General features: G+C 68.2%; 22 protein-coding genes. 13 read left to right on the forward strand and 9 right to left on the reverse strand.

Annotated elements, in window-relative coordinates:
* The gene (locus AS031_RS01500; protein WP_058266376.1) at positions 1–1,164 is read right to left on the reverse strand and encodes an MFS transporter; all 1,164 of its coding nucleotides are present in this window, start codon (positions 1,162–1,164) and stop codon (positions 1–3) included.
* 123 nt (positions 1,165–1,287) lie between these two features.
* Between AS031_RS01500 and AS031_RS01505 the strand changes: the two genes are divergently transcribed.
* The 4 genes from AS031_RS01505 (at position 1,288) to menD (ending at position 7,517) form a co-directional block, all read left to right on the forward strand.
* Complete coding sequence (locus tag AS031_RS01505) at positions 1,288–2,304, forward strand: magnesium and cobalt transport protein CorA (RefSeq protein WP_058266377.1); 1,017 nt, start codon at positions 1,288–1,290, stop codon at positions 2,302–2,304.
* A gap of 55 nt (positions 2,305–2,359) precedes the next feature.
* Entirely contained in the window at positions 2,360–3,361 is a 1,002-nt protein-coding gene (locus AS031_RS01510; protein ID WP_058266939.1) for an o-succinylbenzoate synthase, read from the forward strand.
* A 164-nt stretch (positions 3,362–3,525) separates the two neighbouring features.
* Positions 3,526–5,595 (forward strand): PhoX family protein, encoded by a 2,070-nt coding sequence (locus tag AS031_RS01515; RefSeq protein WP_058266940.1) that lies wholly within the window; start codon positions 3,526–3,528, stop codon positions 5,593–5,595.
* A 104-nt stretch (positions 5,596–5,699) separates the two neighbouring features.
* Complete coding sequence (gene menD, locus AS031_RS01520; protein WP_082641924.1) at positions 5,700–7,517, forward strand: 2-succinyl-5-enolpyruvyl-6-hydroxy-3-cyclohexene-1-carboxylic-acid synthase; 1,818 nt, start codon at positions 5,700–5,702, stop codon at positions 7,515–7,517.
* 16 nt (positions 7,518–7,533) lie between these two features.
* Here the strand turns inward: menD and AS031_RS01525 are convergent, their stop codons facing one another.
* From AS031_RS01525 to AS031_RS01550, 6 genes are all read right to left on the reverse strand, one after another.
* Positions 7,534–8,373: a VOC family protein gene (locus AS031_RS01525; RefSeq protein ID WP_058266378.1), complete on the reverse strand. Its 840-nt coding sequence runs from the start codon at positions 8,371–8,373 to the stop codon at positions 7,534–7,536.
* Complete coding sequence (locus AS031_RS01530; RefSeq protein ID WP_058266379.1) at positions 8,370–9,590, reverse strand: aminotransferase class I/II-fold pyridoxal phosphate-dependent enzyme; 1,221 nt, start codon at positions 9,588–9,590, stop codon at positions 8,370–8,372. The genes AS031_RS01525 and AS031_RS01530 overlap by 4 nt, the downstream gene beginning before the upstream one ends.
* Before the next feature lie 255 nt (positions 9,591–9,845).
* Positions 9,846–10,634, reverse strand: coding sequence for an amino acid ABC transporter ATP-binding protein (locus AS031_RS01535; RefSeq protein ID WP_058266380.1), 789 nt, complete (start codon positions 10,632–10,634; stop codon positions 9,846–9,848).
* An 11-nt stretch (positions 10,635–10,645) separates the two neighbouring features.
* Positions 10,646–11,437 carry an amino acid ABC transporter permease gene (locus AS031_RS01540; protein WP_058266381.1) on the reverse strand — a complete coding sequence of 264 codons (792 nt, stop codon included), beginning with the start codon at positions 11,435–11,437 and terminating at the stop codon, positions 10,646–10,648.
* 117 nt (positions 11,438–11,554) lie between these two features.
* Positions 11,555–12,355 (reverse strand): ABC transporter substrate-binding protein, encoded by an 801-nt coding sequence (locus AS031_RS01545; protein WP_058266382.1) that lies wholly within the window; start codon positions 12,353–12,355, stop codon positions 11,555–11,557.
* 167 nt (positions 12,356–12,522) lie between these two features.
* Positions 12,523–13,953 (reverse strand): isochorismate synthase, encoded by a 1,431-nt coding sequence (locus AS031_RS01550; protein WP_058266383.1) that lies wholly within the window; start codon positions 13,951–13,953, stop codon positions 12,523–12,525.
* Positions 13,954–14,081: 128 nt separating this feature from the next.
* On the opposite strand from AS031_RS01550, the gene AS031_RS01555 reads away from it, so the two are divergent.
* The 4 genes from AS031_RS01555 to AS031_RS01570 all read left to right on the forward strand — a co-directional run bounded on the left by AS031_RS01555 (position 14,082) and on the right by AS031_RS01570 (position 18,516).
* Positions 14,082–14,858 (forward strand): demethylmenaquinone methyltransferase, encoded by a 777-nt coding sequence (locus AS031_RS01555; protein WP_228379541.1) that lies wholly within the window; start codon positions 14,082–14,084, stop codon positions 14,856–14,858.
* A 3-nt stretch (positions 14,859–14,861) separates the two neighbouring features.
* Positions 14,862–16,193 (forward strand): geranylgeranyl reductase family protein, encoded by a 1,332-nt coding sequence (locus tag AS031_RS01560; protein ID WP_058266385.1) that lies wholly within the window; start codon positions 14,862–14,864, stop codon positions 16,191–16,193.
* Complete coding sequence (locus AS031_RS01565; RefSeq protein WP_058266386.1) at positions 16,190–17,290, forward strand: polyprenyl synthetase family protein; 1,101 nt, start codon at positions 16,190–16,192, stop codon at positions 17,288–17,290. The genes AS031_RS01560 and AS031_RS01565 overlap by 4 nt, the downstream gene beginning before the upstream one ends.
* A gap of 404 nt (positions 17,291–17,694) precedes the next feature.
* A complete protein-coding gene (locus tag AS031_RS01570) occupies positions 17,695–18,516 on the forward strand; it encodes a type IV toxin-antitoxin system AbiEi family antitoxin domain-containing protein (RefSeq protein WP_058266387.1) in 822 nt (273 codons plus the stop codon).
* A gap of 130 nt (positions 18,517–18,646) precedes the next feature.
* Here AS031_RS01570 and AS031_RS01575 read toward each other — a convergent pair whose 3' ends face one another.
* Positions 18,647–19,075, reverse strand: a complete 429-nt coding sequence (locus AS031_RS01575; protein ID WP_058266388.1) for a hypothetical protein — start codon at positions 19,073–19,075, stop codon at positions 18,647–18,649.
* Positions 19,076–19,137: 62 nt separating this feature from the next.
* Complete coding sequence (locus AS031_RS01580) at positions 19,138–19,794, reverse strand: trimeric intracellular cation channel family protein (RefSeq protein ID WP_058266389.1); 657 nt, start codon at positions 19,792–19,794, stop codon at positions 19,138–19,140.
* A 60-nt stretch (positions 19,795–19,854) separates the two neighbouring features.
* Here AS031_RS01580 and AS031_RS01585 point away from each other — a divergent pair, with 60 nt between their 5' ends.
* The 5 genes from AS031_RS01585 (at position 19,855) to AS031_RS01605 (ending at position 25,690) form a co-directional block, all read left to right on the forward strand.
* Complete coding sequence (locus AS031_RS01585) at positions 19,855–20,601, forward strand: sirohydrochlorin chelatase (RefSeq protein ID WP_058266390.1); 747 nt, start codon at positions 19,855–19,857, stop codon at positions 20,599–20,601.
* A gap of 202 nt (positions 20,602–20,803) precedes the next feature.
* Complete coding sequence (locus tag AS031_RS01590; RefSeq protein ID WP_058266391.1) at positions 20,804–22,540, forward strand: nitrite/sulfite reductase; 1,737 nt, start codon at positions 20,804–20,806, stop codon at positions 22,538–22,540.
* Complete coding sequence (locus tag AS031_RS01595; RefSeq protein ID WP_176716490.1) at positions 22,540–23,343, forward strand: phosphoadenylyl-sulfate reductase; 804 nt, start codon at positions 22,540–22,542, stop codon at positions 23,341–23,343. Before AS031_RS01590 ends, AS031_RS01595 begins: the two co-directional genes overlap by 1 nt.
* Positions 23,340–24,284: a sulfate adenylyltransferase subunit CysD gene (gene cysD / locus AS031_RS01600; protein ID WP_058266392.1), complete on the forward strand. Its 945-nt coding sequence runs from the start codon at positions 23,340–23,342 to the stop codon at positions 24,282–24,284. Before AS031_RS01595 ends, cysD begins: the two co-directional genes overlap by 4 nt.
* Positions 24,284–25,690, forward strand: coding sequence for a sulfate adenylyltransferase subunit 1 (locus AS031_RS01605; protein WP_058266393.1), 1,407 nt, complete (start codon positions 24,284–24,286; stop codon positions 25,688–25,690). The genes cysD and AS031_RS01605 overlap by 1 nt, the downstream gene beginning before the upstream one ends.
* Positions 25,691–25,771: the final 81 nt, after the last annotated feature.

Here is a 25,771-nt window from a genome sequence, read left to right on the forward strand (position 1 = left end):
CTACTTGGCGGGGCCAGGAAGCCGCGGGATGCTGGCCGCAGCCACCACCACGGCCAGGGCTCCGAGGCCCCACGGCAGCGCAGTCAGCGTGGCCACGCCGCCCACCAGCAGCGGGCCGCCGGCGTCGCCGAGCTCCCGTCCCAGTTCGGCCGATCCCATGGTCCGGCCCATCCGCTCGGGCGGGGTGCTGTCAGCCAGGTGCGCGAACCCCAACGGGGTCGCGGCGCCGATACCGGTGCCGATGGCCGCGGCGGCCACGAAAATGGTGACCGCGGCGGGAGCAGCCGCGAGCAGGGCGATGCCGGCGGCAATCAACAGCAGTCCCGCCGTCGTGCCTTTGTTGTCCGTGACCCGGCCCTGGTCCCGGAGCCGGCCCATCCACGGCTGGGTGAGCACCGAGCCCAGCGCCAGGACGCTGACCGCCGCGGTGCCGTCGAACGCGTCGAGGCCGTGCCGGGTGGCGAGCGCCGGGAGGAACCCAATGGCCGCGCCCAGGGCACCGGTGGAGGCGGCCAGCACCAGCGTGGGAACCAGGAACCTCCGCTCGCCCACCTGCCGCACCAGGTCCATCACCGTGTACCGCGGCCGGGGCAGCGGCTCCAGGTGCGGCACGGCGGCGAGAACCCAGACGGCCGTGGCCGCGGCCAGCGCCGCCAGGACGCCGAAGAGCAGGGCAAAGCCGCCGGCAAGGATCAGCCCGGCACCCAGCAGGGGGCCGATGATGTAGCCCAGGCTCTTCCATGAGCCGTAGCGGCCAAAGTAGGCGCCCGCCTTCCCGCCCGCGGCCAGCCGCGCCACCATGGCGGACGACGCCGGCGAGAAGGCCGAGGCGGCAGCGCCCTGTCCCAGCCGGGCCAGGGCGAGCATGAACGGGTCCGCAGCCCAGAGCCCGATCAGTGACAGCGCAGCGAAGGCCAGGAGGCCGCCGACGATGACGGGCTTGGGGCCCACCCTGTCGCTGAGGGCACCGAAGACCGGTTTAAGGAAAACTTCGGCGACGTCGTACAGGGCCAGCAGGATGCCCAGGTTCAGCAGCGTCAGCCCGATGTTGCCGCTTTGGGCACCCAGGCCGGCGGCGATGCTGTGGGCGCCGAAGGCGGTGACAAAACCTGCCGCGTAGAGCGGGGCGGTGGCGGCACGGGTGGCCAGGGCAGCGGGAGGCACGGTTCAAATGTACTGGCAGGACGCAGGGGCGGGCCTGTTGGCACGCACGGAGGTAAGGTCTACCCTTCGTGGCAGGGACAGTCCACGGACGGCCCCGCGGAACTCCGAAAAGGAGGAGGAGCCGTGACGATCATTGACAACGCCGTGTACGTGAACGGGCTGCGGACCGAGGACCCGGACAGCCTGGACGAGACCTACTTCGTGCTGCGGCAGCGCGAGGGGATGGCCTGGATCGGCCTGTACCGTCCCGACGCCGAAGAACTCCAGTCCGTAGGCGAGGAATTCGACCTCAACCCGCTCGCTGTCGAGGACGCCCTCGCCGGCCACCAGCGGGCCAAGCTGGAACACTACGGTGAATGCCTGTTCCTGGTGCTCCGCCCGGCCCGGTACCGCGACGACGTGGAGAAGGTGGATTTCGGCGAGATCCACGTCTTTGCCGGCGACGAATATGTGGTCACCGTCCGGCACGCCGAGTCCCCGGACCTGGCCAAGGTCCGCCGCCGGATGGAGGCGATGCCCGAGTTCCTGGCCCTCGGCCCGGAAGCAGTGCTCTACGGCATCCTCGACCAGGTGGTGGATGAGTACGAACCCGTGGCCGCGGGCCTGGAAAACGACATCGATGAGATCGAGGACGACCTCTTCGGCGCCGACCCCGACGTGTCCCGCCGCATCTATGAGCTCTCCCGGCAGGTCATCACGTTCCAGCGCGCCACCAGCCCGCTGGCCGGCATCCTGCAGGCCCTGATGGCCGGCACCCCGGAGCGTCCCGCGGGCACCGAACTCCAGGACCACCTGCGGGATGTGCTGGACCACGTCCTGCGGCTCAACGAACGGGTGGCCGCCTTCCGGGCCCTGCTGCAGAACGCCCTCGCGGTCAACGCCGCCCTGGTGGCGCAGCGGCAAAACAACGAGATGCAGCGCATGACGGAGTCCAGCCTGGAACAGAACGAGCAGGTCAAGCGCATCTCCTCGTGGGCGGCGATCCTCTTTGCCCCCACCCTGGTGGCATCCATCTACGGCATGAACTTCACCGCCATGCCGGAACTGACCTGGGCGTACGGCTATCCGTACGCCATTGGCCTCATGCTTGCCATGGGCCTGGCCCTCTACGTCACCTTCAAGCACAACAAGTGGATCTAGGGTGTCCGCAGAGATGAAGCCCGGGGCGGTCCCGCGGCGCCGGTACAGTGAAGCCATGCCTGCCCGTGAAGCACAGATCCCCGCACTGGACGAGCTGCTGGCAGGCGCCCACGTGGTCAGCCTGCCCATGCGCGTGAAGTTCCGCGGCATCATGGAGCGCGAGTCCCTGCTGCTCCAGGGCCCGGCAGGCTGGGGTGAATTCTGCCCGTTTCCCGAATACGGCGACGCCGAGGCCTCCCGCTGGCTCGCCGCCGCGGTCGAGGCCGGCTGGCAGGGGTTCCCCGAGCCGCTGCGCAGCCGGATCCCCGTCAACGCCACGGTCCCGGCTGTCCCCGCAGCCCAGGTGCCGGAGGTCCTGGCACGGTTCGGCCGGGTGGACGCCGTGAAGATCAAGGTGGCGGAGCGGGGCCAAACCCTCGACGACGACGCCGCCAGGGTCGCCGCGGTGCGCTCCGCCCTGCCAGAGGCGGCGCTCAGGGTGGACGCAAACGGCGGCTGGGACGTGCCCGCCGCCGTCACGGCACTCACCCGGCTGTCCGACGTCGGCCTGGAATACGCCGAACAGCCCGTGCCCACCATCGAAGGCCTGGCCGAAGTCCGTGCCCGGCTCCGTGACGCGGGGACGCCCGTGCCGGTGGCCGCCGATGAAAGCGTCCGCAAGGAGGACGATCCCCTGAAGGTGGCGCGGGCCGGGGCGGCGGACCTGATCGTGGTCAAGGTGGCGCCGCTCGGGGGAGTCCGGCGCGCCCTGGACATCGTGGCGCAGGCCGGATTGCCCGCCGTCGTCAGTTCCGCCCTGGACACGTCCGTGGGCATCCGGGCAGGACTTGCCCTGGCAGCGTCGCTGCCGGACCTGCCGTACGCCTGCGGCCTGGGCACGGTGTCCCTGTTCGCCTCGGACATCACCCGTGATCCGCTGACGGCCGACGACGGCGCCATCACCCTCCGCGATGCCGCCGCCGATCCCGGGCTGCTGGAGCAGTACAAGGCCGCCCCCGAACGCCGGGACTGGTGGCTGGAACGCCTGCGCCGCGTCCACGCGCACCTCACCCGGTAGACGCGCGCTCACTGGTGGCGGCTCGCGGGGCGAGGCGTGTGCAACAACCAGCGTTCCTGCAGGTCACGGGCGGTTAACCTGCGCTTCACCTGCATGACGGCTGCGCGTAGGAAGCGGCTGACAGTGTGTCACCGACCCCAGAGGAACATTTGGAAGGCACCCTCATGTCTGAAACGCCCACCCGCAAATTCACGTTGCTGCCCATGCTCGGCCATACCAAGGGCAAGCGCAGCGCCGTGACCTGCGCACTCAAATGCGACAACGCCTGCGCCGGCGATGTCTGCAACACCAGCTCCAACAGCTACTTCCGCGACATCGCGTCAGCCACCATGTCCCGCCGCGCGGCCCTGGGCTTCGGCGCCGCCGGTGCGCTCGCCGTCGTGCTGGGCAGCGCCGCCACGTCGCCGGAAACGGCCAACGCCGCCGGTCTTTCCAAGGCTGCCAAGGAGGGCTTCGGCAAGTCCAAGCTCCAGTTCACCGCCATCCCGTCGGTGGACGCCGCCGTCGACGCCGTCACCGTCCCGGCCGGCTACACCTGGCAGCCCGTAATCCGCTGGGGTGACCCCATCTTCAACGACGCACCCGATTTCGACCTCAACAACCAGTCGGCGGCCGCGCAGGAAAAGCAGTTCGGCTACAACAACGACTACACCGACATCCTGGAGATCCCGGACAGCAAGGGCCGCCGCGCCGTCCTCTTCTCCAACCACGAGTACACCAACGAGAACATCATGTTCCCGGCCACGATGCCGGCGGACCAGGTGCGCGCCGTGGGCGCGGCAGCCCACGGCCTCTCCGTGGTGGAACTCGAGCGCAAGAACAAGAACAAGCCGTGGTCCTACGTCAAGGGCGCAGACCTGAACCGGCGCTTCCTGAACAGCACCGTGTACGAACTCACCGGCCCGGTGGCAGGTTCCGCGCTGGTCAAGACCGTCGCAGACCCCAGCGGCCGTGCCATCAGGGGAACCCTGGGCAACTGCGCCGGCGGCACCACACCGTGGGGCACCATCCTTTCCGGCGAGGAGAACTTCAACGGCTACTTCGTTGCACCGGGCACCTCGGCGGAAGACAAGCGCTACGGGCTGACCTCCAAGGCCACTGCCCGCCAGTGGGAGCTCGATGATCCCCGCTGGGACACCCGCAACGCGGGCTACGAAAACGAGACCAACCGGTTCGGTTGGATCGTGGAGGTGGACCCGTTCGACCCCACCTCCACCCCGAAGAAGCACTCCTCGCTGGGGCGCTTCAAGCACGAGGGCGCCAACGTGATCATCGCCCGGTCCGGGCACGCCGTCGCCTACTCCGGTGACGATGAGCGGTTCGATTACCTCTACAAGTTCGTCTCCCGCGACAAGTACCGCGAGGGGGACCGCAAGCACAACATGACCCTGCTGTCCGCCGGCAACCTCTACGTCGCCAAGTTCACCGGCAACTCGCCGGCCGCGGAGATCACCGGCACCGGCGCCGTCCCGTCCGACGGAGCCTTTGACGGCATCGGCGAATGGCTGCCGCTGGTGGTGGACGGCAAGTCCGCGGTGCCCGGCATGTCCGTGGAACAGGTCCTGGTCTACACCCGCCTCGCTGCGGACAAGGTGGGCCCCACCAAGATGGACCGCTGCGAGGACGTCCAGCCGAGCCTGCACACCGGCAAGGTCTACGTGGCCTGCACCAACAACTCCAACCGCGGCACCGGTGCGAACGAAGCCGCCACGGAGGTCAACCCGCGCAACCAGAACCGCGACGGGCACATCGTGGAAATCACCGAAACCGGCGACCAGACTTCCACCACCTTCACGTGGAACCTGCTCATGGTCTGCGGCGACCCGGCGCAGGGCGACGTCACCTACTTCTCCGGCTTCCCGGTGGACAAGGTCTCGCCCATTTCCTGCCCGGACAACCTCGCGTTCGACTCCGTGGGCAACCTGTGGATCTCCACCGACGGCGCCCCCTCCGGCATCGGCCGCGCCGACGGCCTGTTCAAGGTGACGTTGGAAGGTGCCGAGCGCGGCAAGGTGGAGCAGTTCCTGGCCGTTCCGCGTGACGCCGAAACCTGCGGTCCGATCGTCCACGACGAGGAGCGCTCGGTGTTCGTCGCCGTGCAGCACCCGGGCGAAGACGGAACCTTCGAAGCTCCGCGGTCCTACTTCCCGGACTACGTCGCCGCAGGTTCGACGCCGGCAGCCGGCCAGGTGCGCGCACCCCGTCCCGCGGTCATCCAGGTGTTCCGCGGCTAATTCCCGTTGCCCTATCACTTTGGGTCCCTAAAACCGGGTTTTAGGGACTCAAAGTGACGGCGCATCGTGGGAGGGCGGGGCGTTGGGGGTGGCAGACTGGGTGGGTGACTTCGCTGAACGATCCCGCCCACGACGCCGCCACTTCCGGGGCCCGGCACGCTTCCACGTCCCAGGCCCACGGTGCCCCCACGTCCGCCGCCTCCGCCTCCACTGACGACGCCGGGGCCAGCCTCACAGCCATCGCGGCGGCACGGATCGCCGTTGCTGCCTTGCTCGACGGCGGGGTGCAGCATGTAGTGGTCTGCCCCGGATCGCGGTCTGCGCCCATGGCCTACGCACTGGCCGAGGCAGCGGCGGCAGGGAAGGTGGAGCTGCTGGTCCGGATCGATGAGCGGGCCGCCGGCTTCACCGCGCTGGGCCTGGGCCTGGCCACCGGATCGCCAGCGGCCGTGCTCACCACGTCCGGTACCGCCGTCGGGAACCTGATGCCGGCGGTGATGGAGGCCAACCACGCCGCCGTCCCGTTGGTGGTCCTGTCCGCGGACCGGCCGGACGAACTCCGGGGCACGGGCGCCAACCAGACCACCATCCAGCCGGACCTGTTCGGTGAACACGTCCGGTTCGCCGCCGACGTCGCGGCGGGCAGCAACCCGGAACGTGCCGTCAGCACGGCCTTGTCCGCGGCCACCGGTGCGTTCGAGACCATTCCGCCGGGCCCGGTCCAGCTGAACCTGGCCTTCCGCGACCCCCTGGTGCCCGCCGAGGGGGAAGGGCTCCCCGCGGCAGCAGGCCGGCAGCGCTTCCGGATCGGCTCCGAGCCGCTGGTCATGAACCTGCCGCCCGCGCCGGAGGAACTGCCGGAGCGCCGCACCGTGGTGCTCGCCGGACACGACGCCGGTCCGGTCGCCGAGGCGTTCGCGCGCGCCCACAACCTGCCGCTGCTGGCAGAGCCTTCATCGAACTCCCGGTTCGGACCCAACGCCGTGGGCGCCTACCGGCTCCTGCTGGAGCACTTTGGGCCCACCGCGGACCAGCCGATCGAACGCGTGGTGCTGTTCGGCCGGCCGACGCTGTCCCGGCCGGTGGCAGCCCTGCTGGCCCGATCCGACGTCCAGTCAGCGCTGTACCAGCCGGTACCCGTGGCCTGGTACGTGCCCGGCCGGCGCACCGAACTCCCGCTGGCGGAACTGTCCGACCTGGCGGAATTCGCCGGCCGCGGCTCATCGGGGTGGCTGGACACCTGGCTCCTGGCAGGCTCGGCCGCGCAGCACGCCGTTGACCAGGTGGTGTCCGCCGTGCCTGCCGCCACCGGGCCGTCGGTGGCCTCCAAGGTGTGGCAGCATTCCCGCGGCCAGCTGCTCCTGGGCTCCTCCAACGGAATCCGTGACGCCGATCTCGCCGCCCTTCCCGCGCCGGACCCCGCAGCCACCGTCTACGCCAACCGGGGCCTGGCCGGGATTGACGGGACCATCTCCACCGCCACCGGGCTGGCCCTCGGCGGCCACCAGGAAACCACCGTCCTGCTGGGGGACGTCACCTTCCTCCACGACGCCGGCGGCCTCCTCCTCGGCACCGGCGAAGAAGTGCCGGACCTGCGCATCGTGGTCCTCAACGATTCCGGCGGCGCGATCTTCGACCTGCTCGAACACGGAGCCGTGCGTGAAGGCGGGCGCTACGGAGACGCCGTGGAACGCCTCTTCGCCACCCCGCACTCGGTGGACATCGCGGCACTGACCGCGGCGTACGGCGTCGGACATTCCCTGGTGACCACGACGGCGGGACTCGCCGAAGCGCTCGGCCAGCCGGTCCAGGGGCGCAGCATCGTGGAGGTCCGCACCGACCGCAGCTCGCTGCGGCAACTCCACACCCGGATCAAGGACGCGGTGGCGTCGGCCGTGACAGCGGTGCTCCGGGGGCAGTAGGCGCGGATCCGGCGGGTCAGCCGGACGGAGGCGTGAACTGGCTGATGGAGAACACCGCTCCCTGGGGATCCCGGATCAGCGCCTCCCTGGTCCACTCGGTGTCGTCGGTGCGCAGAACCTCCGCCCCGAGCCCGGCGGCATCGGCTGCCGTGCGGTCCCGGTCCACGACGGTGAACGTGACGTGCCAGCGCGCCGGCTTGCCCGGGCCGGTGGGTGCCACCCAGGCAACGGCGTCCTCGAACCCCGGAGGAGCTGAGATCTCAGCCTGCCGGTTCCGGATGTCCGGGTCCACGGTGGCTGCGAGGTGGTCGCCGTACCCGGGCCGGCGCACCATCAGGCCAAAGCCGAGGTCATCGATTTCCCAGCCGAACGCGTCGCGGTAGAAGCCGACGGCGGTGCCCGGATCCGGGGTGTGTAGGTCGCTGAAGTTCCAGGCCCCCGGTACGTTGACGGCCTGTGCTCCGGGCCGGCGCCTGGCCTGCCAGACGTGGAACCCTGCGCCCTGCGGATCCGCCAGCGCCGCGTCCCGGCCGCCTTCGCCGGCATCCTCCGGCCCCGCAACGAGCGTGGCACCGGCGGTGACGAGTTTGCTCACGGCCGCGTCGGCGTCGTCCACCGCGATGTACGTGTTCCACGCCGCCTCGGCGCCGCTACCCAGCTCTGCACCGCCGCCCAGCCCGGCGGCGTCCTGCCCGTCGAGTTTCGCGATCAGGTACCTGCCGGGTGCGCCGGGAGGCATGACGTCCTCGAAGGTCCAGCCGAAGAGGCCGGAGTAGAAGGTCACGGCGGCATCGACGTCGGGCTGGGTGGTATCCACCCAGCAGGGGACGCCGGCCGGGTAGGTGCGTGGGGTCATGGCTGGCTCCTGCTTTCCTTGATGGCCGCCTCGAAAGCCGGCAGGCTGCGCTCGATCATGTCCTCGTTGGCGGTCAGGGAGATCCGGAAGAAGCCCGGCGTCTCAAACAGGGTTCCCGGGAACACGAACACGTTGCGGCGGGCAAGGGACTCGGTGAAGGCATCGTCGTCGGGCCCGGGGGTGCTGACAAACAGGTAGAACGTGCCTTCCGGCGGCCTCATCCCATAGCCCATGGCGCCGAGCGCTTCCACCAGGCGGTCCCGGCGGCGTTCCAGTTGCTTGACGTCGATGGAGAACTGTTCCAGGTCCGGCAGTGCGTGCTGGAGGAGCGCGTTCGGGTAGATCCAGCCCATGGCCACCTGCAGCCCCGAGATGGCCGGGGCCATTCCGTCCCGGTTCGGCATGCCGGGCGGCAGAGCCAGGTAGCCCACCCGCTGGCCGGGGGAGAGGTGGGTCTTTCCATAGGAGTAGGCCAGCAGGGTGTAGGGGTAGAACTCCACGGGGCTGTGGAACCGTTGACCGTCGAATACGATCCTGTTGTAGGCCTCGTCCGAGATCAGGTAGATCCGCCGCCCGATCCTGGCGGACGCCGCCTCCAGCAGCCCGGCCAGCCGGTGCAGCAGGTCCTCCGGATAGATCCGTCCCGTGGGGTTGTTGGGCGAATTGACGATCACGCAGCGGGTCCGGTCCGTGATAGCCCTCCCGACTGCGTCCAGGTCCAGGTCAAAGGTGTCCATGTCCGCCTTCACCTTGACGGGCACCAGCCCTGCCTCGAGGATCAGCGGCTCGTACAGGAACCACGGCGGCAGGCTGTAGATCACCTCGTCTCCGGGATCCGCCACTGTCTTCAGGGCCAGGGCGATCGCGGCGAACCCTCCGGTGGTCAGGTAGATGTCCCCAGCCTCGAACGGCACATCCAGCAGCCCGCGGAGGGCGAGTGCCGCCGCCTCCCGGGCCTGGCCGCCGTTGGTCTGGTAGGCGAACCATTGGTCGTTCCGGGGCACCAGGGCAGCCTGCAGCGTGGCCACGTACCGGTCCGGCGGCATCTGGTGCGGGTTGCCGAACGTGAAGTCGCAGGCGGCAGCCTGGTCTTCTCCGCGGTTGAGATACCGCCGGATGAAGGAATCGACCCGCTGGAACGAGGGGACCGAGGCCAAACGGGCGGCGCGGGCGGAAACCTCCGCGGGGTGGGGAGACGATGGGGACGGGCCGTTCATGTCTGCGCTCCTGTACTGGCCACCCGGCGGATGCGGCGGCGGGGACGGGCAGCACGCTGCTGAGCCAGGGCTGTGATGGGACCCATTCTGGGCCGGGGCACCGGCGGAAGTAAAGGTCCCTGCAAAGGAGGCGCCGGCGTCGGCCGTTCCGCGGGCGGACCCGGGGGCAGGGAGGGAGCGCAGACAGAAAATCCCCGGCGCCGGGAAGGAACGGGCGCCGGGGATTTCGTGGAGGAACCGGGAGAAAGGCCGGGCCTACTCCTCGATCTCGATGTGGGTCGGGTCCAGGACGCGGCGGAGGAACTCCTTGGTGCGCGGCTGGGCGGGGGAACCGATGACCTGCTCGGCCACGCCTTCCTCCACCACCACGCCGCCGTCCATGAACACCACGCGGTCCGCCACTTCGCGGGCGAAGCCCATCTCATGGGTGACCACCAGCATGGTCATGCCCTCCTTGGCCAGGTTCCGCATGACGGAGAGGACATCGCCCACGGTTTCGGGGTCCAGCGCGGAGGTGGGCTCGTCGAAGAGCATCAGTTCGGGGTTCATGCTCAGGGCGCGGGCGATGGCCACGCGCTGCTGCTGCCCGCCGGAGAGCTGGTCCGGGAACCGGTCGGCCAGGTGCCCCAGGCCCACGCGCTCCAGGTTGTGCAGGGAGACCTTGTCCGCCTCGGCCTGGGACCGCTTGAGGACCTTGGTCTGGGCGATGGAGCAGTTCCGAAGGGCGTTCAGGTGCGGGAACAGGTTGAACTGCTGGAACACCATGCCCACCTTGCGGCGCATCCGGTCGATGTCCACATCGGGATCGGTGGCTTCAAAGCCGCCCACGTGGATGCTGCCCTGGTTGGGCTGCTCCAGGAGGTTGACGCAGCGCAGCAGGGTGGACTTGCCGGAGCCGGACGGCCCGATCAGGCAGACCACCTCGCCCGGCTTCACGGTCAGGTTGATGCCTTTGAGGACCTCATTTGATCCGTAGGACTTGCGCAGGTCGGTGATGTCCACGCCGGCAGCGTGCACGGCGGTGGAGTTTACGACGTCGTTCATGGCTTCCCTGCCTATCGCTTGGTCCGCGCGGAGCGGCTTTCGAACTTCCGGGCCAGGAGGCTCAGGGGGATGGTGACCACCAGGTAGAAGGCACCCGCCACGAGCAGCGGCGTGAGGCCGGCGCCCAGGCTGGAGATGCCGTCGCGGCCGAACTTGGTCAGCTCGTACTGGGACGCGGTCAGGCCCAGGACGTAGATCAGCGACGAGTCCTTCGTCAGGAGGATGACCTCGTTGGTCAGCGGCGGCAGGACGATCTTGAAGGCCTGCGGAATGACGATGGTGACCATGGCCCGCCACTGCGGCATGCCCAGGGAGCGGGCTGCCTCAAGCTGGCCCTTGGGGACCGCCTGGAGGCCGGCGCGGAGGGTTTCGGCGATGTACGCAGAGGCGACGATGCCCAGCGAGATCATCACGATGATGGTCACGTTCCACTGGACGCCGAAGGCCAGCGGCACGCCGTAGCCAAAGGCGATGAACACCAGCAGCGCGGGAATGCCGCGGAAGAACTCGATGTAGCCGGTGGCGATCCAGCGGTACAGCGGGAAGCTGGAGAGCTTCATCAGGGCCAGCAACAGGCCGCCGCTGAGGCCCACCACGAAGCCGAGGAAGGTGTAGATCAGGGTGTTCTTCAGGCCCACCAGGAAGATGTCGGGGAACATCGGCCCGATCTTGCCGAAGTTGAAGACGTTGGTGGCCATGGTCTTCCAGTCAGTGGCCAGGACCAGTGCGGCGATGGCCACCACAAAGATCGCAGCCTGGACGTACAGGCTTACTCTGGCTCGCTGGCGTGCGGTCATTGCCATTGGGGTGCTCACATTCGTTGTGCGTGGCTGAGGCCCCGGACGGCTGCCGTGCGTGCCGACCGGGGCCTCATTGCCTGAACTCTGTTCACCGGGACCCGGGGTGGTCCCTGGCGCTGGCTACTTGGCGGTTTCGCCGAACCAGGTGGTCTGGAACTTGGCCAGGGTGCCGTCGTCGGTCAGGCGCTTGAGCGTGCCGTTGACCTTGTCCAGCATCGCGGTGTTGCCCTTCTTGATGGCGATGCCGAGCTTCTCGCCCGTGGCGTAGTCCTCAACGCGGGTGAACTGGGTGTTGTCCTTGATGGCGTAGCCGAGCACCGACTGGTTGCCCAGGGCGGCGTCGATGGTGCCGGCCTCGAGGGCCTGGACCAGGAGGCCGGAGTCCTCGAACTGCTGGGCTTCGATGCCCTTTTCCTGGGCGTACTTGGCACCGGTGGTGGCCTGCTGGACGCCGACCTTCTTGCCCTTGGCGGTGTCGATGTTCTCGACGCCGGAGCCTTCCTTGGCCACGAGGGTCAGGTCGTCATCCATGTAGGGGTTGGAGAAGTCCATGACCTGCTTGCGGGTGTCGGTGATGGACACGGAGGAGATGGAAGCGTCGCAGCCGGTCAGTGCGGTGCCGGTCTCGATGGCTTCGAAGGAGCTGTCCACGATGTTCAGTTCCGCGTTCAGGTCCTTGGCGATCTCGGTGGCGATGTCGATGTCGAAGCCGACCGTCTTGCCGTCCTTCTGGAATTCGAAGGGCTCGTAGGGGACGTCCGAGCAGACCGTGAACTTGCCTGCGTTGATGAGCTGTACGCCGCCTTCGGATGCGGCGGGGGTGGAGCTGCCGCCGCACGCCGTGAGGGTGAGGGCGCCGACGGCAAAGAGTGCTGCTGCCTTGGCGGTCATTTTGGCCGTAGCCAGGGACTTGAGCTGCATGTTTCTTACCTTTTGTTGCAGGGGTATGCGGTACTAAATCGGTTCATAGTGTAGCGCCGATTGTGAGATGTGCATCACAGGAAACTTAGTTTCACTATTGGATAACTAAAATACCCGCATCTTCAAGCCTAGGCGAAGCGTTGGTGTCTCGGATACCGGACGCCGGCTTAATGCCGGATGCCCAGCGACTCAAGCATGGGGCGGAACTTGGCCCACGTTTCGGCCAGCTCGGCTTCCGGCTGTGATCCGTCGACAATGCCACAGCCGGCATATAACCGGACCGTGCCCGGCGACTCGATGACGGCGCCGCGCAGGGCGATGCCCCATTCGCCGTTCCCGGCCGCGTCCAGCCAGCCCACCGGCCCGGCATAGGGTCCGCGGTCCAGGTGTTCCAGTTTGCGGATCAGGGCCCCGGCCACCTGGGTGGGGGTGCCGCAGACCGCGGCCGTGGGGTGCAGGGCGTTGATGAGGGCCAGGCAGGTGGGGACGTGGCCTTCCACCTCCGCCAGCTCCGCCTTCACGTCCGAGGCGAGGTGCCACACGTTGGGCAGTTCGAGGATGAAGGGTTCGTCGTGGGCGTTCATTGCCTCGGAGAACGGGGCCAGCTGTGAGGTCAGGGACTGGATGGCGATCTCATGCTCGTGCCGCTGCTTTTCGGAACCGGCCAGTACCCGGGTGGCGTAGTCCATGGGCAAACCATCCTCACCGTGGGCGTCACGCCGGTCCAGCGTTCCGGCCAGCACGCGCGCCTGGGCGGTGCGGCCCTCCACCTGGATCAGCATTTCCGGGGTGGCCCCCACCAGTCCGTCCACGCCGTAGGTCCAGCATTCCCGGTACCGGGCCGCCAGTTCACGCAGCACCTGGGACGCCCGGACGCCTGAGGGGATCGTCGCCACGACGTCCCGTGCCAGCACCAGCTTCTCCAGCGCGCCGGTCCGGATTTCCTCCACACCGGCCGCCACCGCCTCCATCCAGGCTTCCTCGCTCAGCGAGCCCGTGTGCAGGGTCGCCCCGGCGGCCAGGGGAAGCGGACGGACGACGGCGCCGCCCTCCCGTGAAGCGCCCCCCGCCTCGGTGCCGTCCCCGGCCGGGTCCGCTGCCGCCGTCGTGCGTTCCGGCGCGGCACCGGCGGAAAAGGAACCGTCAATCGAATCGCTGCCCAGCCAGCGCTGCAGGGCGGCGAGGGCGCCGGCTTCGGTCAGCGGGCCGTCGGCGAACGTCAGCTGGGTGAGCCATGCGCGGTTGTCCCGCACGCCCACCACGATCTCGGGAACGATCAGCCGCGATTCGTGGGCGGAGGTCTTGGAAAAGGCAAAGGAGCCGAACGCCACCGGGCCGGTGCCGGGCAGTTCGACGGCGTCCGTGACGCTGGCCTCGAGGACCAGGTGGCGCCACCAGATGTCCGCTTCGAGGAAGCGTTCCGGGCCGGTAGCGGTGAAGCGGGCGATCTCGCCGAAACCGGCCAGTCCCGCCTCGCGCCGGGTCCAGCAGAGGACATCGTCCCGCACCAAAAACGCAGGAAGCCCCCCGGGGAATTCTTTTCCATCCAGGGGGACTGTCAGGCTTTTCAGGAGTCCGGTGCCGAGCGTGCTTGTCATGATGGATCAACAGTACCCCCGACAGTAATTGGCGGTACTTCGCAGTAGTTTTCCGCGCCCGGGCCCGGGGGAGAGGGTGCGAAGCCGCGCTGGTCCGGACCCGCACGAACATTTGAGACAATGGCATGGTGAACCGAGCATCCTTGGATAAGCGTCCGGACGAAGTAGCCACGATGTTTGACGACGTCGCACCGAAATACGATGTCGTCAACGATGTCCTCTCCATGGGGCAGACCCGCCGCTGGCGGAAGATCGTGGTCGATGCGATGGAAGTCTCCAAGGGCCAGCGGGTCCTGGACCTTGCCGCCGGGACCGGCACGTCCAGCGAGCCATATGCCGATGCCGGCATAGATGTGGTTGCCTGCGATTTCTCCCTCGGCATGCTCAAGGTGGGCAAGCGCCGCCGCCCGGACATCAACTTTGTCGCCGGGGACGCCACCAACCTGCCGTTCGCGGACAACACCTTTGACGCCAGCACCATCTCCTTTGGCCTGCGCAACGTCAATGAGCCCAAGAAGGCACTGAAGGAGATGCTGCGCGTCACCAAGCCCGGCGGCCGGATGGTCATCGCCGAGTTCTCCCAGCCGGTGGTTCCGCTGTGGCGGACCATGTACACCGAATACCTGATGCGTGCCCTGCCCGCCATCGCCACCAAGGTTGCCTCCAACCCGGATGCCTACGTCTACCTCGCCGAATCCATCCGGGCCTGGCCGGACCAGGACCACCTTGCCGCCTGGCTGCAGGACGCCGGCTGGGAGAACGTCAACTACCGCAACCTCACCGGCGGCATCGTGGCGGTCCACCGCGCCTTCAAGCCTGCCGATTCCTCGCCCGACGGCGCTGCTGCCGCCATCTCCGCGCACAAGGGCCCGGTGGCCAAGCTGCGGCGCAACATCGCGCACTGACCTGTGAAGGTCCTGATTGTCGGTGCCGGTCCTGCCGGGTCCACCGCCGCGTACTACCTCGCCAAGGCCGGCCTTGAGGTCACGGTCCTGGAAAAGACAGCGTTCCCGCGGGAGAAGGTCTGCGGCGACGGGCTGACGCCCCGCGCGGTCCGCGAAATCCAGAAGCTCGGACTGCCGCACCCCGAAAACGACGGCTGGCGGCGCAACAAAGGCCTGCGCCTGATTGCCGGCGGCCGCACCATCGAGCTGCCCTGGCCGGAGGTCTCCGACTTCCCGCAGTACGGCCTGATCCGCACCCGGCTCGGCTTCGACGAGGAACTGGCCCGGCACGCCCAATCCGCCGGGGCCACGGTCCTCGAACGGCACAGCGTCACCGAGGCCCTGCGGGGCGAGGCCGGCCGCGTCACCGGCGTCCGCGCAGCGCTCCTGGACGAGTCCGGACGCAAGACGGGCGAAACGCGCGACTTCAGTGCCGACGTCGTCCTCGCCGCAGATGGGAACTCCACGCGCACTGCCGTGTCCTTGGGGATGCACAAGCGCGACGACCGTCCCCTCGGCGTCGCCGTCCGCACCTACTTCACGTCGCCGCGCACTGACGACGACTGGATGGAGGGCTGGCTGGAGCTGCCCGGGCGCGACGGCAAGCTGCTGCCCGGTTACGGCTGGGTCTTCGGCGTGGGTGACGGCACCTCCAACGTGGGCCTGGGCATCCTGAACTCCTCCAAGGACTTCGGCAAGCTGGACTACAAGCAGGTGCTGCGCGAATGGACCGCCGGCATGCCCCCGGAGTGGGGATTCACGCCGGAGAACCAGGTGGGCGAAATCCGCGGTGCCGCCCTGCCCATGGGCTTCAACCGCACGCCCCACTACTCGCCCGGACTGCTCCTCCTGGGCGACGCCGGCGGCATGGTGTCCCCGTTCAACGGCGAGGGCATTTCCTACGCCATGGAGTCCGCCCGGTTCGCCGCCGAATTCATCATCGACGCGTCCTCGCGCACGGCTGCTTCGGGCGGGACGTACGACGCCGACGCGCACCTCGCGCGGTACGCGGACTATGTACGGGACCAGTGGGGTTCACACTTCACCCTGGGCCGGGTGTTCGCCACACTGATCGGCAAGCCCGCCGTCATGAAGCTCGCGCTGCGGACAGGTATGCCTATCCCGGTGCTGATGCGGTTCGTGGTGCGGCTGCTGGCCAACCTGACCGATCCATCCGCCAAGGGCATCGAGGACCGGATGATCCGGGTCCTCGAATCACTGGTTCCGGCGACATCCAATGCCTCTCAGGCGACGAATCAGCGGTATCCGCAACAAAAAGTTAGGGTTAACCCGTGACCAACTCCGCAGACCACAGCTGGACGCACGCCGGGCACGGCCTGCCGGACTCCGAACCCAGTCTCAACACCACCGCCATCGCCACCGGACTGCAGCTGCCGGCCGGATTCGCCGCGATTGCGGGGGACCCCGAACTCGGCCCTGCCATCACCAACAACCTGGCCCGGGTGGAGAAGAAGCTCCGCGAGGCCATCGCCAACTCGGACCCCCTGGCTGACGCGACGTCGCGCCACCTGGTGGAGGCCGGCGGCAAACGCATCCGGCCGCTGCTGACCCTGCTGTGCGCCCACCTCGGTGACGCATCGCTGCCCGCCGTGGTGCAGGCCGCCGTCGTGGTTGAACTGACCCACCTGGCCACGCTGTACCACGACGACGTCATGGACTCCGCGCCGTTCCGCCGCGGTGCTCCCACGGCCCACGAGGTGTGGGGCAACTCGGTGGCCGTCCTCACCGGTGACCTGATCTTCGCCCGCGCCTCCATCCTGGTGTCCGAGCTGGGCGGTCGCGCACTCGGCATCCAGGCGCGCACCTTCGAGCGGCTGTGCCTGGGCCAGCTGCACGAAACCGTGGGCCCCCGTCCGGACGAGGACCCGGTGGAGCACTACCTGTCCGTGATCGCGGACAAGACCGGTTCCCTGGTGGCCGCCTCCGGGCAGTTCGGTGCCATCTTCTCCGGCGCCGACGAGGCATTCGAAGATGTGCTGGTGGAGTACGGCGAGAAGGTGGGTGTGGCCTTCCAGCTTGCCGATGACGTCATCGATGTCACCGGCGTCAAGGTCAAGTCCGGCAAGTCCCCGGGAACCGACCTGCGCGAAGGTGTCCCCACACTGCCGGTGCTGCTCCTGCGCCGGGCCGCAGCGGATGGCGACCAGTCCGCCGTCGACCTCCTGACCCTGATTGACGGGGACCTGTCCTCCGATGAGGCCCTGGCTGCCGCCGTGGCCGGGCTGCGCGAGCACCCCGTGACGGCCGAGTCGTGGGTGGTGGCCCGGTCCTGGGCCGACGAGGCGATTGCCGCGCTGGCTCCGCTGCCCGACGGCGTGGTCAAGGATTCCCTGTCCAACTTCGCGCTGGCCGTGGTGGACCGCGCCAGCTGACACTTTCCGGCAGAGGCCCGGTTTCCCGTGGTTGTACTGGCTGCGGGAGCCGGGCTTTTCCATGCCTGCTGCTTAACGGGACAGCCCCGGTCCGCAACAACCGAAGCTGCTGTGAACCGGGACTGTCTCTCCGTTCGCATCAGACCCGCCGGAGGCGTTTAGCGGATCCGTGAATAGCTTATGACACATCTGTCACAAGATGCAAGTCTGAATTTACTGCGGCTGTCACGAGATTTTCCTGCTGAGTCTCCCCAGGTTTCGGAGGAAAGATGGCCGGTGGCCCGGCGGGTCGTAGCGCCACACCGTAGCGGCAGATCAAACCTGGGGAATCCCAGCGGCGCCGGTTATGCACATAGGGGCTCCGAGGCGTCCCGCCACCCCCGGTTATCCGCTGGGCTGGCAGGATGGATGTGCCCCGCTTTCTCCGCCAGGCCGGCTCTGTAGCCCGCACTGCAACAGTCCTGAGCGCCGGCTTTACCCACCGGGATATCCGCAACGCAGTGGCGGCGGGTGAGGTCTGCCGGCTCAGGCATGGAGTGGTGGCCCTGCCGGGAGCCCCCTCGGACTTCGTCGCTGCGGTGCTGGGTAATGGGCTGCTCACATGCGCTTCCGGAGCCGCCCACCGCGGGCTGTGGTTGCTGAACCAGCCGGAGAAGGTACACCTGTTCTGCCGGCACGGCGGGCCGCCGGAGACGGTGGTGCACCGCGAAAGCCTGGTTCCGCATGGAACGGCGGAGCCAGTTGCAAGTATCACTGACATACTCATTCACGGCCTGCGGTGCCTGCCAGAGGTTGAAGCGGCGGTGATGGTGGAGAGCGCCGTGCGCCAGGGCGTGACGACGTTGCCCTATCTGCGCCAACGGCTGCCGGGAAACCGGAATGGGGCTGCCCGGAAAATGCTGGACCTCGTTGACGGCACTGCTGACTCGGCCATTGAGGTCGTGGCCCGGTTGCTTTTCCGCAGTGAGGGAATCTACACGGAGACCCAGGTCGAGCTGCCAGGAATCGGCTGTGTGGACTTCCTGCTGGAAGGGTTCCTGATCGTCGAGATCGACGGCGGCAGCCACCTTGAGCCGCGGCAGGTCAAGAAGGACCGTTCGCGGAACAACGCCAGCACCCTTAGCGGCTATTCCGTCCTGCGGTACGGTTACGCCGACGTCGTCTACAACCCGCAGAAGGTGGTTGCCGAGGTTTGGCAGGTCCTCCGGGGCAGGGTGATCCGCTGAAATTCCCCAGGTTTGAACCGCGGAACCGCAGACGCACCGGCAAAACCGGGGGACACGCCGTCGGGCTTCCTCAAAGGCGGGGAAGTTCAGCGGGCATCCGGGCCGTACACCGGGGCCTGGGGCAAAAGGATCAGTCTTCCTCGTCCTCTTCGAAGGCCCACTCGAACATGTCGAACACGAACTCGGAGAACGTGCCTTCCTCGGACTTCCACTGCCCCCGCGCATTGTTGCGGCGGTAGACGATGGGATCGGGAACGCTGAGGTCGCCGGTGCGGAAGCCCCAGGTGTACTCCTCTTCCTCATCCTCAAGGAACATCAGGAAGCCTTCGTCATCGACTTCGAGCTCGTCGGGATCCCAGAAGTAGTGGTAGGCCTCCATCAGGTCCTCGCAACCGCCGATGGCGAGGTAGAACTCGCGGAGCACCAGTGGAATCTGGAACTGGTGGCCGGCCAGCATTGCGTCGAGCTCTTCGGCGGACAGGCCGTCCTCTTCCTGCCATTCGTCCTCGAGATACTTCGGAACCAGCGCGCGGAATTTCTCGAGGAACATGTCAGTCATGCTCATATCCTAGCCAATGGCAGGGGCACCAAAATGCCACTTCACAGGCGGTGAAACCGGGCTCACGGCTTGGGATCGCTGCTCCGGCGCTGCCAGCCGTTGACAGCCAGCGGAGCCTGCCAGGAACGGCGCCAAGCCAGCACCCGGAAGGCGAAGACCACCGCGGCCACCACCGCCGCCGTCAGGACATTGAAGAGACCAAAAACCCACAGTGCCGACGTCATTGCAGAACCTACGAATGCCGGCACCGCGTAGATGGACTTCGGGTTGAACAGTTCCGGCACCTCGTTGGCGGTGACGTCCCGGAGCAGCCCGCCGCCCACCGCCGTCGTTACCCCCAACAGGACGGACGCCACCGGATTCATCCCGGAGGCCAGTGCCTTAATCGTGCCGGTCATGCAGAACAGGGCAAGCCCGCCGGCGTCGAACAGCGTCAGCATGGAGGTGTAGCGCTGGACGTAGGGGAAGAGGAAGTACACCAGCGCCGTGGCCAGCACCGGCGGCACTAGGTAGGCCGGGGTGGTGAACGCCGCGGGCGGGCCTGTGTTGAGGATGATGTCCCTGATCACGCCCCCGCCCAGGCCAACCAGGGAGGCCAGCAGCAGGGAACCCACGATGTCGATGTGCTTGCGCGCAGCCAGCAGCGAACCTGAGACAGCGAAGAAGAAGACGCCGAGCAGATCCAGCCATACCGGGGCGTTGTCAAAGGCGAAAGTCATCAAAGGTCCAGGTCATTCAAGAAGGGCGGACTGGGTGGCTCCAACGTTACGCTAGCCCGTATGAACAGCCCCATCATGATCGCCTGTGCCCACGGGACGTCCAGCAGCCAGGGAGCGGCGGAGGTCAACGCCCTGCGCGCCGCCATCGCCGACGCCCGGCCGGGACTCGACGTCCGCGAAGCCTACGTCGATGTGCAGCAGCCGGACCTGGTGGACGTGGTGGCCGGCCTTCCTGAAGGTGTTCCCGCCGTGGTGGTGCCGCTGCTGCTCAGCGTGGGTTACCACGTGAAGGTGGACATCGCCCGGGCCGTGAAGAGCCGGCCAGGCAGCGCAGCCGCCGCGCCGCTCGGCCCGGACCCGAGGCTGGCTCAGCTCCTGGACCAGCGGCTGCGCGAGGCCGGCACCACGGACAACGACGTCATTGTCCTGGCCGCTGCGGGATCCTCCAACCCGAACGCTGCCGTCAGCGTGGAGGAACTCCTGGGCCAGTTGCGCGGAGTGCGGTCCAACAGGATGGTGGCCGCGTACGGTGCGTCCGCCCAGCCGTCCGTGCCCGACGCCGTCGCGATGCTTCGGGAGGAACTGGCCGGAGGTGCCGGCGCGGGGGAGTCCGCCGGCGGCGTCGACGTCGGCGGGCGGGTGGTCATCGCGTCCTACCTGCTGGCGCCGGGCTACTTCCACGACCAGCTGGTCAAGGCGGGCGCGGACCTGGTGACCGAGCCGCTGCTGCCGTCCCGCGTGCTCGCCGACATCGCCCTGGACAGGTACGACGCCGCCGTCGCGGACATGGGCGGAACCGGAGGCTGAACCCCGGCGGCACCAGGCACGGATGCGCCGTGGAAATGGCCGCTCAAGCGGCCGTTGGGAAGCGCCGCCACGGCGCCCGGATGATGCACAGCGGGAAGGTCCGTTCAAGGCCCGTCGGCGTTTCGTGACGAAATGTTTCCCTAGGTGACTTCGCATTTCCGGCCCTTTGTGACGCTATTCGGGCGGGACCTACAGTCGTTGCATGACTGATACAGCTCTAGCCGGAGCGTCCGCGGCCTCCGCTGCCCCCAAGCGCCCCGCCCGTCCCGCTGCAAAGCCGCACGGGCAGTGGAAAGTGGACGGCAAGACGCCCCTGAACGCCAACGAAACCTGGAAGCAGGAAGACGACGGCCTCAACGTGCGCGAGCGTATCGAGACCATTTACGCCAAGGAAGGCTTCGACGCCATCCCCGGCCAGGACCTCCACGGCCGGTTCCGCTGGTGGGGCCTTTACACCCAGCGCAAGCCCGGGATCGACGGCGGCAAGACCGCAACCCTTGAGCCCCACGAGCTCGAGGATAAGTACTTCATGCTCCGTGTGAGGATCGACGGCGGTGCGCTCACCACCGAGCAGCTGCGAGTCATCGGCCAGATCTCCGTGGACTTCGCCCGGGACTCGGCCGACCTCACGGACCGCCAGAACATCCAGCTGCACTGGATCCGCGTGGAGGACATCCCCGAGATCTGGAACCGGCTGGAGGGCGTTGGCCTGTCCACCACCGAGGCCTGCGGCGACGTACCGCGCGTCATCCTGGGCTCGCCCGTGGCCGGCATCGCCAAGGACGAGATCATCGACCCCACCCCGCTGATCGCCGAGCTGGGGGAGCGGTTCATTGGCAACCCGCTGCTGTCCAACCTGCCGCGCAAGTACAAGACCGCCATCACGGGCCATCCCAGCCAGGACGTGGTGCATGAGATCAACGACTTCGCCCTGGTGGGCGTGGAACACCCCGAACTGGGGATCGGCTACGACCTCTGGGCCGGCGGCGCGCTGTCCACCAACCCGATGCTCGGCAAGCGCCTGGGCGCGTTCGTCAAGCCTGACCAGGCCGCCGACGTGTGGCTCGGCGTCACCAGCATCTTCCGCGATTACGGTTACCGCCGCATGCGCACCAAGGCGCGCCTGAAGTTCCTGATGGCGGACTGGGGCCCGGAGAAGTTCCGCCAGGTCCTCGAGGACGAATACCTGGGCTACAAGCTGGCCGACGGCCCCGCCGCGCCCAAGCCCGCCACCCCCGGGGACCACGTTGGCGTGCACGAACAGAAGGACGGCAAGTTCTTCATCGGCGCCACCCCGGTGGCAGGCCGCCTGTCCGGCTCCGCGCTGGTCAAGCTCGCCGACACCCTGGAGGCCCGCGGTTCGTACCGGCTGCGCACCACCCCGCACCAGAAGCTCGTGGTCCTGGACGTCGAGAAGGACCACGTTGAGCCGCTGGTGGCCGAACTGGACGCGCTGGGCCTGTCCGCCCGCCCGTCCGTGTTCCGCCGCGGCACCATCGCCTGCACCGGCATCGAGTACTGCAAGCTGGCCATCGTGGAAACCAAGCACACGGCCGCCACCGCAGTCGCCGAGCTGGAACGCCGCCTCGCGGACCTCGCCGAATCGGGCCAGCTGCCGCAGGCACTGTCATTGCACATCAACGGCTGCCCCAACTCCTGCGCCCGCATCCAGACGGCGGACATCGGCCTGAAGGGCATGATGCTTCCCACGCCCGACGGCGATCCCTCCCCGGGCTTCCAGGTCCACCTGGGCGGCGGGCTGGCGTCCAACGAACGCGGCGAGGCCGGCCTGGGCCGCACCGTCCGCGGCCTGAAGGTCTACGTCGACGACCTGCCCGACTACGTTGAGCGCGTAGTCCGCACGTTCGTGGCCCAGCGGGCGGAAGGCCAGACCTTCGCCGAGTGGGCCCACGCAGCAGACGAGGAGGCACTGCAGTAATGTCTAAGCACGCACTCGGAGTTGACCCTGTGGCTGCGCCGGCCGAGGCTTCAGCACAGGTCGAGGCCACGGCGGGGGCGGCATCGCCTGCCGCAGCCCCCAAGCTCCGTTCCAAGGAAGAACTCAAAGCCCTCGCAGAGGCCGGCGCTGCCGAGCTCGGCTGGGACGCCCCCGCCCGCGACGTGATCGCGTGGGTGGAGCGGAACTTCGACCTGCCGGCGGTCGCCGTCGCCTGCTCCATGGCCGACGCCGTCCTTCCGGCCCTGGTCGCGGACCAGATGCCCGGCGTCGACGTCCTCTTCCTGGAGACGGGCTACCACTTCCCGGAAACCTACGCCACGCGGGACGAGGTGGCCGCAAACCTCCGCGTCAACGTGGTGGACGTCCTCCCGGAAAACACGGTGGAGCAGCAGGACCGCCTCCTGGGCAAGGACCTGTTCGCCCGTGACGCCGCCCAGTGCTGCGCCCTCCGCAAGGTGGCCCCGCTGCAGCGCACCCTCGCCGGCTACGAACTGTGGTTCACCGGTGTCCGCCGCGACGAGGCCCCCACCCGCACCAACACCCCGCTGGTCAGCTGGGACGAGAAGAACGGCCTGGTCAAGGTCAACCCGATGGCCGCCTGGACCTTCGACCAGCTGGTGGAGTACTCCGAAGACAACCTCCTGCCCGTCAACCCGCTGCTCGCGCAGGGTTACCCCTCGATTGGCTGCCAGCCCTGCACCCGCAAGGTTGCGCCAGGCGAGGACCCCCGCGCCGGCCGCTGGGCTGGTTCCGACAAGACAGAATGCGGACTTCACGTATGAGCACTTACCTTTCCGAGGAGACCCAGGTGACCGACGCCGCCGTATCCACGCGCCTCTCCAGCCTGGACACCCTCGAATCCGAAGCGATCCATATCATCCGCGAGGTTGTTGCCGAGTTCGAAAAGCCTGCGCTGCTGTTCTCCGGTGGCAAGGACTCCGTGGTGATGCTGCACCTGGCCACCAAGGCGTTCTGGCCGGGCAAGGTCCCGTTCCCCGTGCTGCACGTGGACACCGGGCACAACTTCCCCGAGGTCATTGACTTCCGTGACCGCACCGTGGAGCGGCTGGGCCTGAAGCTCGTGGTCGGCTCCGTGCAGGAGTTCATCGACCGCGGCGAACTCGCCGAGCGCGCCGACGGCACTCGCAACCCGCTGCAGACCGTCCCGCTGTTGGACGCCATCCAGCAGAACAAGTTCGACGCCGTCTTCGGCGGCGGCCGCCGGGACGAGGACAAGGCCCGCGCCAAGGAACGCATCCTGAGCCTGCGTGACGAATTCGGCCAGTGGGACCCGCGCAACCAGCGCCCCGAACTGTGGAACCTGTACAACGGCCGCCACACTGTGGGCCAGCACGTCCGCGCGTTCCCCATCAGCAACTGGACCGAGCTGGACATCTGGCGCTACATCGAGCGCGAAAACATCGAGCTGCCCGGCCTGTACTACGCCCACGAGCGCGAGGTCTTCGCCCGTGACGGCATGTGGCGCGCTGTGGGCGAGGTGTCCCAGCCGCTGCCGCACGAGGAAGTCATCACCAAGACCGTCCGCTACCGCACGGTGGGTGACATGTCCTGCACCGGGGCCGTCGAGTCCGACGCCTTCACCGTGGCCGACGTTGTGGTTGAAGTCGCCGCCTCCACCCTGACCGAACGTGGCGCCACCCGTGCGGATGACCGCATCTCCGAGGCCGCCATGGAAGACCGCAAGAAGGACGGGTACTTCTAATGACCACCGAAGCTCTTCTCCCGGGGGACCTGGAAACAGCCCTGCCCACCACCTTGTTCCGGTTCGCCACCGCGGGATCGGTCGACGACGGCAAGTCCACGCTGGTGGGCCGCCTCCTCCACGATTCCAAGGCCATCCTCGCGGACACCCTCGACGCCGTTGCCCGCACCTCAGCGGACCGCGGCTTCGGCGGCGACAAGGGCGGGATCGACCTGGCCCTCCTGACCGACGGCCTGCGTGCCGAGCGCGAACAGGGAATCACCATCGATGTGGCCTACCGCTACTTCGCCACGGACCGCCGCAGCTTCATCCTGGCCGACTGCCCCGGGCACGTTCAGTACACCAAGAACACGGTGACGGGCGCGTCCACTGCGGATGCCGTCGTCGTCCTCATTGACGCCCGCAAGGGTGTGCTGGAGCAGACCCGCCGGCATCTGTCCGTGCTGCAGCTGCTGCGCGTGGCGCACGTGATCGTGGCCGTCAACAAGATCGACCTGGTGGACTTCAGCGAGTCCGTGTTCCGCGACATCGAAGCCGACGTGCAACAGGTGGGCCGCGAACTGGGCCTGGGTTCCGATGGAATCAGCGACCTTCTGGTGGTCCCGGTGTCCGCGCTCGACGGCGACAACGTGGTGGAACGCTCCGAGCGCACCCCCTGGTACACCGGCCCCGCGCTGCTGGAGGTCCTCGAGACCCTGCCCGCCGCGGATGAACTCGAGAGCCACCTGGAGAGCTTCCGCTTCCCGGTGCAGCTGGTCATCCGGCCGCAGGGCGCCCTGGCTCCCGACGCCGTGGCCGCCGGCCTGGACGTCGAGGCCTACCGCGACTACCGCGCCTACGCCGGCCAGATCACCGAGGGCTCGGTCAAGGTGGGGGACAAGGTCTCCGTGCTGACGCCGGGCCAGTCCCCGCGGACCACCACCGTGGCGGGCATCGACTTCGCCGGGAAGTCCTTGGACGAAGCTGCCGCGCCGCAGTCCGTGGCCATCCGCCTGGCGGACGAGTTCGACGTCGCCCGCGGTGACACGATCGCTGCTGCCGGGACCGTCCGCGAGGCGTCGGCCGACCTGTACGCCGCCCTGTGCTGGCTGTCCCCGAAGCCGCTCCGCGAAGGCCAGAAGGTCCTGGTCAAGCACGGCACCCGCACGGTCCAGGCCCTGGTCCGCAGTGTGTCCGGCAAGCTGGACCTGGCCTCCTTCAAGCTCGAGGGTGCCTCCAGCCTGGAACTCAACGACATCGGCCACGCGCAGCTCCGGCTCGCCGCGCCGCTGCCGCTGGAGAACTACCTGCACCACCGCCGCACCGGCGCGTTCCTGGTGATCGACCCGCTGGACGGCAACACGCTGGCCGCCGGCCTGGTCAAGGACCACCCGGGCGACCATGAGGACGAGCGCTACAGCATCTAGGTTCATGCACGAGGCCCCGCTCTGGAGTTATCCGGAGCGGGGCCTCGTGCTTTTCACATAACCGGCCCCGGCCCGCATAAC

Source organism: Pseudarthrobacter enclensis, from assembly GCF_001457025.1.
Lineage (GTDB): Bacteria > Actinomycetota > Actinomycetes > Actinomycetales > Micrococcaceae > Arthrobacter > Arthrobacter enclensis.